General features: G+C 61.5%; 11 protein-coding genes. 4 read left to right on the forward strand and 7 right to left on the reverse strand.

From position 1 onward, the window contains the following. Nucleotides 1-2: 2 nt before the first annotated feature. From AX724_RS05525 to AX724_RS05540, 4 genes are all read right to left on the reverse strand, one after another. Nucleotides 3-632: a JAB domain-containing protein gene (locus AX724_RS05525; RefSeq protein ID WP_197421478.1), complete on the reverse strand. Its 630-nt coding sequence runs from the start codon at nt 630-632 to the stop codon at nt 3-5. Then, nucleotides 575-979 (reverse strand): hypothetical protein, encoded by a 405-nt coding sequence (locus tag AX724_RS05530; RefSeq protein WP_231736482.1) that lies wholly within the window; start codon nt 977-979, stop codon nt 575-577. Before AX724_RS05530 ends, AX724_RS05525 begins: the two co-directional genes overlap by 58 nt. 89 nt (nt 980-1,068) lie before the next feature. Continuing rightward, entirely contained in the window at nt 1,069-1,413 is a 345-nt protein-coding gene (locus AX724_RS05535; protein WP_066764229.1) for a hypothetical protein, read from the reverse strand. A 61-nt stretch (nt 1,414-1,474) separates the two neighbouring features. Continuing rightward, a complete protein-coding gene (locus AX724_RS05540; RefSeq protein WP_197421479.1) occupies nt 1,475-2,026 on the reverse strand; it encodes a helix-turn-helix domain-containing protein in 552 nt (183 codons plus the stop codon). A 557-nt stretch (nt 2,027-2,583) separates the two neighbouring features. On the opposite strand from AX724_RS05540, the gene AX724_RS23900 reads away from it, so the two are divergent. Both AX724_RS23900 and AX724_RS24900 read left to right on the forward strand, forming a co-directional pair. Then, nucleotides 2,584-2,883, forward strand: coding sequence for a sigma factor-like helix-turn-helix DNA-binding protein (locus AX724_RS23900; protein WP_197421480.1), 300 nt, complete (start codon nt 2,584-2,586; stop codon nt 2,881-2,883). Nucleotides 2,884-2,915: 32 nt separating this feature from the next. Continuing rightward, nucleotides 2,916-3,791 (forward strand): DUF7146 domain-containing protein, encoded by an 876-nt coding sequence (locus tag AX724_RS24900; protein WP_066764233.1) that lies wholly within the window; start codon nt 2,916-2,918, stop codon nt 3,789-3,791. 53 nt (nt 3,792-3,844) lie between these two features. On the opposite strand, the gene AX724_RS05555 is transcribed toward AX724_RS24900, so the two are convergent. Further along, the gene (locus AX724_RS05555; RefSeq protein WP_066764236.1) at nt 3,845-4,120 is read right to left on the reverse strand and encodes an HU family DNA-binding protein; all 276 of its coding nucleotides are present in this window, start codon (nt 4,118-4,120) and stop codon (nt 3,845-3,847) included. A 144-nt stretch (nt 4,121-4,264) separates the two neighbouring features. Between AX724_RS05555 and AX724_RS05560 the strand changes: the two genes are divergently transcribed. Further along, the gene (locus AX724_RS05560; RefSeq protein ID WP_066764238.1) at nt 4,265-6,286 is read left to right on the forward strand and encodes a ParB/RepB/Spo0J family partition protein; all 2,022 of its coding nucleotides are present in this window, start codon (nt 4,265-4,267) and stop codon (nt 6,284-6,286) included. A gap of 52 nt (nt 6,287-6,338) precedes the next feature. Here AX724_RS05560 and AX724_RS05565 read toward each other — a convergent pair whose 3' ends face one another. Both AX724_RS05565 and AX724_RS24380 read right to left on the reverse strand, forming a co-directional pair. Continuing rightward, nucleotides 6,339-7,004 (reverse strand): UPF0149 family protein, encoded by a 666-nt coding sequence (locus AX724_RS05565; protein WP_066764239.1) that lies wholly within the window; start codon nt 7,002-7,004, stop codon nt 6,339-6,341. A 63-nt stretch (nt 7,005-7,067) separates the two neighbouring features. Continuing rightward, nucleotides 7,068-7,265, reverse strand: a complete 198-nt coding sequence (locus AX724_RS24380) for a hypothetical protein (RefSeq protein WP_231736485.1) — start codon at nt 7,263-7,265, stop codon at nt 7,068-7,070. On the opposite strand from AX724_RS24380, the gene AX724_RS05570 reads away from it, so the two are divergent. After that, nucleotides 7,264-9,723 (forward strand): strawberry notch family protein (locus AX724_RS05570; RefSeq protein ID WP_231736487.1); only part of this gene is annotated, 2,460 nt, incomplete at its 3' end. The genes AX724_RS24380 and AX724_RS05570 overlap by 2 nt on opposite strands.

The raw sequence follows: 9,723 nt of genomic DNA on the forward strand, positions 1-9,723 counted from the left end.
GATCATAGATAACCAGCTTTCCGAAAACTCGTCGTACCATTGCGGGCCACGACCAGATGATCATGGACGACGACGTCGAGACATTTTGCTGCCTTTGCGATCCTTTCTGTCAACTCTCGATCTGACCTTGATGGCCTCGGGCAGCCGGATGGATGATTATGGACCAGCAAAATCGCCGTCGCTTCGAGATCGAGGCAGCGCTTGAGGATTTCGCGCGGCCATGAGTGCACGGCTGAGACTGTTCCCACGCCCAGCACCTCGTCCGCAATCAACTCATTGTTTGCGTTGAGGAACAAGACCCGTAGCTGCTCGATCGGTTCATAGGCCATACGGCCGCGCAGATAATCCAGCACATGCTCATCGCTGGACAATATGGGCCGCTGCATGAGTCGCCCCCTGAGCATCTGGGTCATCGCCCGCCTGAAGCAGCGGAAGGTTTGTTCGATCTCGAGCGAATCCTCCAATAATTCGATCCGCTCTGCCGAACGCGCCGATACTGCGTCGCCGAGTGACCCAAAGCGTGCGAAGAGACGCTCAGAGAATTCTTGGGCGCGCGCGGGAGAGGTAAGGCTGATCAGCTCTTCCAGGGCGCGTCGGCACCCAGGCGCTTCAGTCGCCTCCGGTGCCGCCATGTCGCGATCACGAGTGCCAGTTGAGCAAACCAGCCCCATAACGCCAGACCGTGCATATAGGCTCGGGGAACAACTTCGGGCGCAATCGCGAGCGCAACATGGACGACAACTTCCGCGCCCAGTATCGCTGCGATCCAGATCGGCCAAAAACGGGTGCTTTGAATTGAAAGCCATAGGAAAATGCCCAGTATCGATATGTCGATCACGAGAATGCCGGCTTCGACATTCTGAAAGCGGGTACCGAGCGGGGAAGCGACAAGAACCGTCAGGCTTGCGCCTAGTAAAAGGGTGACCGCACCGATCTTTTCGGGTTGGTCACCCCTTCGGAAGGCAAAGGCGCTGCTCAACAGCAGAAATGCCAGGAACAGGACTTGTCTCGTCATGGGCTGAGGGAACAATAAATGTAACGGTTCGTCAATTTCCCTCGGCACATGCCTCACACCGCACGAAGATGTTGTCCCTCAGGCCGGTGTTCCGCCGATGCCACCTTGAGTAGGTCGCCATAGCTGGTCTCCGGTAACCCGATCGCATCACTCGCCTGCTTGAGATTGGCATGGGTCGTGACGATCTTTTCGCGCGTCTCGGCAACGAGCAACATCGCCGAAGCCGAGCTTTGAATAGCATTCTGGCCGATCATGGCCGAGAGGCGAGCATCCAGCCGTGCAAGTGGTAGCGCCACATTTAGTTCGGCAATACGGGCAGCTGCGATATCGATGGCCTCTTCGGCGGCGAACAGCCGTTCGGCTACATGTTTGGCGATGGATTGGCGTTGAGCGCGCATGGTTTCTCCTTCCCGCTCCGCTCGGAGCAGGTCACGTAGATGGATTTTCTGGATTGCTGCTCTATTTCTTCACGAGGCCGTTGAGCGCCAACAGCAAGGAAAACCCGGCGCCTACGGCAAAGAGCATCAATGTGGTGAGGATCGCGAAAACGATCAGTATGTAAGGTCCACTCAGCTCATTACGTTGCCTCCCGGCTACGCGGTACGGTACAATATCGAGCAAGGAAAAGCGTGGGTCGCGAACGCCATAGGGCTTTTGTTCATTCGCGAAAAAATCCTCCGCTTCTCCTTGCGTCGCCTGGTCGTCCGCCTGGGTTTCGGTGGGACCAGTTGGCATGGGATTCGGGTTATCGGGAATAACCATTGATTGGGGGGGTATATTTTGCCCCCCCTTGCGGGCTTCCCATGACACGAAAAGTTGTGCCGCTTTCCACTTCGACACATTGCCCAGCTGCCTGCGGATTTCCAGGATGTGATTGTTGACCGTGTTGGGTGAGATACCCAAAGCACGTCCGATCTCTTTCGAGGAGCTGCCTTTAGCGGCCTCTCGCAGGCAATCGCCCTTTCGAGGGCTCAGCCGCTCGAATATCTCCGAATAGTCGTCCTCGTTCAAGGGCGGTTCCCCCTTCGCCGATTTACGGCGATCGCAAGCTGCGTCCTCTCCCTCCTCTTCAATCAATCTCCTGGCAGCCTCCGAGCGCCTCCATTCTGTTTCAAGTAAAAACCTTTCTAAAACATAGCTGCGCGGCGTCCCGTTTGACAGGATATTTCGCAAACCAATCGAGCAATGGCTCCGACGGTCCTCGCGGCGTCCAATGGATGGATATCGGTTCCATCGCCCGAGCCGCAAAGGGGTGACGAACGCGGGCGCTCGAGAATCCCTTTAAGATGCGACGACGACGAAGAGCACGACGCCCGGACCACATGGCTTGGGAAAGGAGGGGGTGGGACGGGGCAGGTAGTATCCGGCAGGAATGAACCACCATGCACAATTCCAAGATAGTTTCGCTACTTCAAGATCTCAAAGCCCATCTGTTCGGCGGGACTTGGTCCTGGTCTCGCGGCAAAGCCGCGCCGCTTCTTCGTCGTCTTACGGCCGTTGCCGATCGACTGGGCGATGCCGGCCATCCAGCAATTGCAGTCGCCAGGGCCAGGCTGGAAGGTGCGCCCGTGCTGCGCATCGACGCCGACGAAACCCGTGTCGAGGAGACCCCTCATGGCGTGTGGGTCAGGGGATGGATTTGGGTCGAGCAGCACGCCTTGGACTCCAGCGATGCGAAGCAAGAGGCGAAGTTGCGCACCGCCCTTGCGGAGCTGCCGCAACAAAGACGCGTCATCTATCTCGCCCATTGCGTCGAGGGCCTCACCTATGCGGCAATAGCCGCCAGACTCGATCTCGACGTTGCTGAGGTCCAGCGCGAGTTGGCGGCGGCGCTTCTGGCACTGTCGCTGGCTCTCGATGAGACATGAAAAAAAAGGGCTCAGCGGCTGAGCGTGCGACGATGGAAGGTCTCCAACTCGAGTTCCAGGGCGCAAACCTGTGCCGCCAGCTGGGAGGAACATGGCGAAATGACCGCGGCCTGTGTCTGTGTCCGGCTCATGATGACCATAATCCCAGCCTGTCGATCCGTGTGGGCCGCGAGACATTGCTGTTCAAATGCTTTGCGGGTTGCGACACCATAGACGTCCTGCGGGCGATCCGGCGCCTGCACCTTGCGCTTCCCGAGCGGCCGATCTCGGCTTCGCCATGCAAATTGTACATCGACTGGCCCAGGCCCGGGCCTAGCCTGCGGGTTTGGGAGGCATCCAAATCTATTATGGGCACTCCCGTGCAAGCTTATCTCGCCAGCCGTTTCCTCTCACCGCCCTGGCACGATCTGCGCTACAATGCGCGTACGCCGCTGGGACGTGGCCATGCAGTCGTATTCCGTCCGGCGATGATTGCAGCGATCCGCGAAAGGCGTCGGATCGTCGCTGTCCACCGAACCTTCCTCGATCCGACGACCGGCTTAAAGGCGGATGATCTGTCGGATCCGCGGTTGATGCTTGGACGGCCGGGTCGCGGGGCAGTGCAACTTGCCGCCGCGACCACAGTTCTTGGCCTCGCTGAAGGGGTCGAAACGGCGCTCGCCGCGATGCGCCTTCACCGCATTCCCGTCTGGGCGACACTCGGCGCCGAACGCGCCGCGCATGTCCTGCTGCCCAGCGGGCTGAAACGCCTCGTTCTGCTGTTCGACCGGGATGCGGCCGGATGGAAAGCCAATCGCCTCGCCCATCTCGCCTATAATCGACCAGGCCTTGAGATCGTCAGCCCTTGGCCGCCGGCACCCTGTAATGACTGGGCAGATGTGCTGGAAGCACGGGAACGCGTTGCCTGATATCCATGCAAGAGGGTGCTGCCCTGCCGGCGACAGCATTGGCAGCGCTTCGTTTAGCCGTTCAGGCGATCCTTCACCGCCTTGGCGGGCGTGAATGTCAGCTTCTTCGACGCCTTGATGGTGATGGTTTCCCCGGTCGCCGGATTGCGTCCGTCGCGCGCCGGCGTGTCCTTGACCTTGAACTTGCCAAAGCCGTTCAGCGAGATTTCCTCCCCTTTGGCTGCTGCGTCGGCGATGGCCCCAAATACCGCATCGACGAGCTTGCGCGCATCGGCCTTCGTCAATTCGTGCGCAGCCGTAAGTGCCTCGGCGAGTTCGGAATTGTTCATAAACTTCCTCCTTAAAATTACGAAGCTACGGTTCATAGCTTTGCGCCTGCCTGTCGTCACGAGCCAAAACGGAAACGAAAGGGAAAGGGGGATGAGTAAGGTGCGCGGTTCGATGCCCGGGCCGCTTCTGTGGAGCTTTGACGAATGACCACAACACCCATCCTTGTGCCCGCCGCCAATCTCGCCAAGTCGCCGGTCAATGTCCGCAAGCGGACCGATGCGCGCGCCGATGCCGAACTGGAAACCAGCATCGCCAGCCACGGCCTTGTACAGAACCTGGTCGCCATCCCCGTGGCGCGCAAAAAGGGGCATTATCGGGTTACCGCCGGCGGCCGCCGGCTCGACGCCATTCATCGGCTGATCGAGAAGGGAACGCTGCCAGCCGATCATCAAGTCCCGGTTCTCATCCTGTCCAACGCCAGGGATGGGCGCGAGATCAGCCTGGTTGAAAATTTCGATCGCCTGGCCATGTCCCCTGCTGAAGATTGCTTGGCCTTCCGCGACCTGATCGAAGTCGAGGGGCGCACCCCTGCAGATATCGCCAGGCGCTTCGGTATCGAGGAGCGGTTCGTGCTGGGGCGGCTCCGCCTCGCCAATCTCGCAGGTCCCATCTTCGCCGCGCTCGAAGCCGAAGAGATCACGCTCGATATTGCTAAGGCCTATGCGACGACCGCCGATACAGCTCGCCAGACAGCGGTCTGGGAGGCCGTGCGAGGGACCTGGTCGCGCGATAACGTCAACGAGATCCGGCGGCTGCTCAAAAATTACAGCTATCGCGCGGACGAGCCCAAGGCGCTGCTGATTGGGCGCGGTGCCTATATCGCCGCGGGCGGCCGCGTCGAGGACGCCGACCTCTTCTCTACCGCGGCCGACGAACGCTGGGTCGACACGCATATCCTCGATGAACTGGCGGACAGGAAACTGCTCGCCGAAGCCGAGGCCATCCGGACACGTGAAGGGCTGGGCGAGGTACGCGTCGTCGCTGGTCCCCGCATTCCGTATATGGAGACTTATGCCCTGCAACCTCTGACCGGCGCGCAGGAGCCGCTGACGCTCGAGCAGGAGGCCCGCAAGCTGGAGATCGAAGCGCAGATCGCCGAAATCGAAGGCGATCCGGACCAGGAGGGCAAAGAACCCGATGGCGAGGACGAGCAGCGACTGCGCGCCGAACTGACGACTATCGTCGACCGCGCCCCACGGTACGACGCTGAGCAGAAAGCGTCCGCACTTGCCTATGTCGTGCTCGCACCCGATGGCCGCCCGCAAATCCATCACCAGCTTTACGTCGCCCCTGCCGATGAAACGGTGGGCGAGGGTATGGCGGACGGCGGCGAGGGTGACACACAAGCGCAGGTGCAGGAGGGGGCGGTCACTGATGATACGCGACCGATGATCAGCCAGCGGCTTTACGATATGATGGCGATGATGAAGACCCAGTTGCTCGCGCTCCATGTCGCGAGCGATCCGGGTTTCGCGCTCGATCTCGGCACTTTCATCATGGCGGATGAGCAGTGCCGGATGCCGAGTTCCGGCATGCCGAGTGACCTGCACGCCTTAATCCCCTCGCCGCTCATCGTCGACTTCAAGCCGGAGACGGCTGCCACAGCCGAATGGGTCAGGCTGGATGAATCGCTCGATCGCAGCTGGGTTGGCCGTAACACCATCGAGGAGCGGTATGATGCTTTCTGCGCGCTCCCGGACGACGCGCGGGGAGTCTGGCTCGGCTGTGTGATCGCCCGCACGCTTTGCGCTGTTCCGGATGGCGGCGAGGGCGCGAGCTTTATCGATCATCTGGGTCACAAGCTCGGCATTGATGTCGCCGCCTGGTGGCGCCCGACTGCGCTCACCTTCTTCGACAAGCTGACCAAGCCGGGTATTCTCGCGTTATTCGAGGAGATCGGCGGCGATGAACTGCGCCTGCGCTATTCCGGATCGAAGAAGCATGATCTCGCCGCATCCGCCGAACGGCTCTTCGGCGGACACGTCATCATGGAACCGGAAGTTCAGCAACGCGCGCTTTCATGGCTTCCTGATGCGATGCGTTTCGACGCTGCGCCGCGCGATGTCGATCAGGACTTGCCGGATGTGACTGGAGCCCAGGAGCAGACCTATACGCCCGCCGACTCCGGAGGCGACGGCGAAGACGGATTCGCTAAGGCGGCCTGACCGCCCGCAGGGCCGGAGCCTGTCGTTTCGGCCCCGATCACAGCGCTCCGTTTCAGTTCAGGCCGCAGCATTTCTTATATTTGCGTCCAGATCCGCAAGGGCAGGGATCATTGCGGCCAATCTTCTGGCGCCCGATCGTTGCAGGTCGGCTCGGATCATTCTCCAACCGCCATTGGTGCAGCATGTCCACCCAGACAGGGATGAGGTCGGGCGCTTCCGCGTCCCAGCGATCCTCTTGCACGCGCGTGAGTTGCGTCGAGCCGTCGGCAAAAGCACGCAGCATCCGGAGGCCTTCGATCGCTGCCCGGCATCCGGGATCATCATCCGTCAATATGCGCTGCCAGCCAGCCGGAGCGATGTCCATCGCCTGTCCGAAACCCTCGACCCACATTTCCCACAGGGTCTCGTCGGATCGCGTATCGATTTCCAACACCGGTTCATACTCGCCCGGTCGAGCCAGCGATGTCAGGATCGCGTGATAGTGGTGCATCACCAGATCTATGAAATGCTGCATCCCGCCGACGTCGTCGAACCGGGGAACACCCTTGCCGTCGTCGCCGGCCCAGATGAGTTTCAGCCATTGCCCGGGACTGATCAGCTCGGGACTGACGATGATCCCGGCCAGGAATCCATCCAGTTGGGTCAACAGCATGCAATCCTCGCCCTGGTCGAGCAGCAGGCGATCGAGTTCATCGAGATAGTCGAGCGAGGAAGCCATGGCTTCTTCTAGCGCCCGGGCGCGATGCCGTCACCGGCTAGCGAACGCGTTGTGCCGGGATGCTCACGCCATGCTTGATGGGGAGAGGGGAAAGGGACGTACGCGTTTTTCATAGTCCATTGAGGTGTCCATGAATCTTTTCCAGTTCGCCCCCTCGCCGACAGCTGATATGCCATCGCGGTTGCACGACGTCGCGAAATCGATCGCCCAGCGTTTGCGGCCTACCGGTGCCGTCACGCGACTGGCAATCAAAAAGCTCATGATCGAAGCGTTCGGCGCCGACGATGCCGATGGCGCTTGGTCGATGCGGGACGCCTATGACGCCCTGGAAGCCGCGCAGGTGATGCTGCTCGCTGACGCAGAATGCGCGCTACTCCAGAGCGACTCGGCGCAGGACATTTGCGCTAGCCTGCGTGCATTCGAACGCGGCCTACCGACCCAGACCTACCGGTCCGAACGCCAGGTCGATCTCCAGCAATTCAGTACGCCGGGAACGCTTGCCTGGTTGGCGGGCCTGGCCGCCCAGGCACGGCCCGAAGACATCGTGCTCGAACCGTCCGCGGGGACCGGGATGCTCGCCGTCCACGCAAGGCGCATCGGCGCCCGGTTGCTCCTTAATGAATTCGACCCCGGCAGGGCCGACCTGCTTGCGCGCATCTTCGATCAGCCCGTCACGCGCCATGATGGGGAGAATATCGACAACCTGTTGTCGGCCATGGCGCGACCGACGCTGGTCCTGATCAATCCGCCTTTCAGCCGAAGCGCTGGGCGCGGCGTCGATCGCCATGCAGGAGCCCGTCACCTGCGCGCCGCGCTCGCCAGGCTTGCCCCCGCTGGCCGCTGCGTCGCGATCATGCCGCCGAGTTTCGCAGCCGATGGGACGGCGGCGCTTGGCTATACGATGGTGTCCGAGCTGACGCCACCGCGCGTCGAGATCACCATAGGCGGCAATCCCTATGCCAAGCATGGGACGAGCATCGATGTGCGCCTGCTTGTGTTCGACAAGGGTTGGACTGGAGACCCGGAACGGCATGCCGCCGATACGATCGATGCGGCGCTGAATATCGTGCTGACCATTCCGAGCCGACTCGATCCGGCTGAACTACCACCGCCCGCCACGCCGATTACAATGCCGCGCCCCACACCCACGCCACGCCCATCACCGAACGCCGTGTTCGCGCGAACCGCCACCCGCCAGTTGGCGCCGCCCTCCCGCATTGCCGCGCAAGGCGACATGGCACAGCCGCTCGATTACCATATTCTCGACGTGCCGCTCCCGCCGGGCGCCCCGGTCGGTCTCTATTCCCCCTGGCGCCTGGCGCGGATCGCGATCGAGGGGGCAACGCCGCATCCCGACGATCTGGTCGAATCCATCGCCATGGCCTCGATCGCGCCGCCGGCACCGACCCACCGTCCCATGCTTCAGCAGCGCGCGGTGGCGGCCCTGTCCGATGCCCAGCTTGAAACCGTCATTCTGGCGGGCGATGCTTTTTCGCGCGACCTGCCCGGACGTTTCCTCCCCAACGGTGCAGGTGACCGCCTCGAGGACAATGCCGCAGGGCACATCTACCGGACCGGCTTCTTCATCGGCGACGGCACCGGCGTGGGCAAGGGCCGTGAAGTCGCAGCCTGCATCCGCGATCGCTGGAACCAGGGACATCGCAAGGCAATATGGGTTAGCCGCGGTACAGCTTTGTTAGAAGATGCGAGACGAGACCACGCCGCGCTGGGCGGCCTGCCGATAGACATTCAGCCGATCGACAGTTTTCCGCCCGGAAGCCCGATCACCATGACAAGCGGAATCCTGTTCCTGACCTACGCGTCGCTGCGCTCTGCGCGCCATGATCGGCAATCGCGTCTGCAGCAGATCATCGCTTGGGCGGGCGATGATTTCGAGGGGCTGCTGGTGTTCGACGAGTCCCACGAGATGGGCAATGCCGCCGGCACCGAAACCGAGTTCGGCACGGCGCGCGGGTCCGAGCAGGGACTTGCCGGTGTTCGCCTGCAAAACGCCCTTCCACGTGCCTGCATACTCTATGTGTCCGCGACCGGCGCGACAAAGCCGGAAAATCTGAGCTATGCTTCCCGTCTCGGCCTGTGGGGACCGGGCACAGCCTTTGCGGATCGCGATATCTTCCTGTCCTCCATGGAAGAAGGTGGCGTGGCGGCTCTGGAGATCGTGGCCCGCGACCTCAAAGCCATGGGGCTCTATACCGCCCGAGCGTTGAGCTTCGCGGGCGTCGAATATGCACCACTGATCCACAAGCTCACGCCTGATCAGACAGCGATCTACGACACATTTGCCGATTCCTGGGCCATCGTGCATCGCCATCTCGATGCGGTGCTCAAGGCGACCAACATCGTAGATCGCGTGTCGGGCGCCACGCTCAATTCGCGCGCCAAGGGATCGGCGTTGAGCCGGTTCGAAAGTTCAAAACAGCGATTCTGGCTCGCCCTTTTGGTAGCCATGAAAATGCCCAGCTTGCTGCCCGAGATCGAGCAGGAAATCGCGCGGGGCCATGTTGCGGTGATCCAGCTGGTCACGACGGCGGAAGCCATTCTCGAGCGGCGCCTTGCCGAACTGTCGCCCGAGGAGCGTGCCAACCTCTCGCTGGAGGTGTCTCCGCTCGAGACGATGTTATCTGGATCTCCAGATAACATCGCTTCTTTGCAGTCGAGATTTATGTCGAGCGGTTCGCGCGCAGGCGCGGATTTACGG

It is taken from the genome of Sphingobium sp. CCH11-B1 (genome assembly GCF_001556865.1).
Classification (GTDB): domain Bacteria; phylum Pseudomonadota; class Alphaproteobacteria; order Sphingomonadales; family Sphingomonadaceae; genus Sphingobium.

Bases quoted from the DNA above. Each gene is read 5' to 3' on its own strand.
- AX724_RS24900 (WP_066764233.1), top strand. From the start codon at position 2,916: ATGGAAGGTCTCCAACTCGAGTTCCAGGGCGCAAACCTGTGCCGCCAG.
- AX724_RS24380 (WP_231736485.1), bottom strand. From the start codon at position 7,265: ATGAGCTTTTTGATTGCCAGTCGCGTGACGGCACCGGTAGGCCGCAAA.
- AX724_RS05565 (WP_066764239.1), bottom strand. From the start codon at position 7,004: ATGGCTTCCTCGCTCGACTATCTCGATGAACTCGATCGCCTGCTGCTC.
- AX724_RS05555 (WP_066764236.1), bottom strand. From the start codon at position 4,120: ATGAACAATTCCGAACTCGCCGAGGCACTTACGGCTGCGCACGAATTG.
- AX724_RS05560 (WP_066764238.1), top strand. From the start codon at position 4,265: ATGACCACAACACCCATCCTTGTGCCCGCCGCCAATCTCGCCAAGTCG.
- AX724_RS05525 (WP_197421478.1), bottom strand. From the start codon at position 632: ATGGCGGCACCGGAGGCGACTGAAGCGCCTGGGTGCCGACGCGCCCTG.
- AX724_RS05535 (WP_066764229.1), bottom strand. From the start codon at position 1,413: ATGCGCGCTCAACGCCAATCCATCGCCAAACATGTAGCCGAACGGCTG.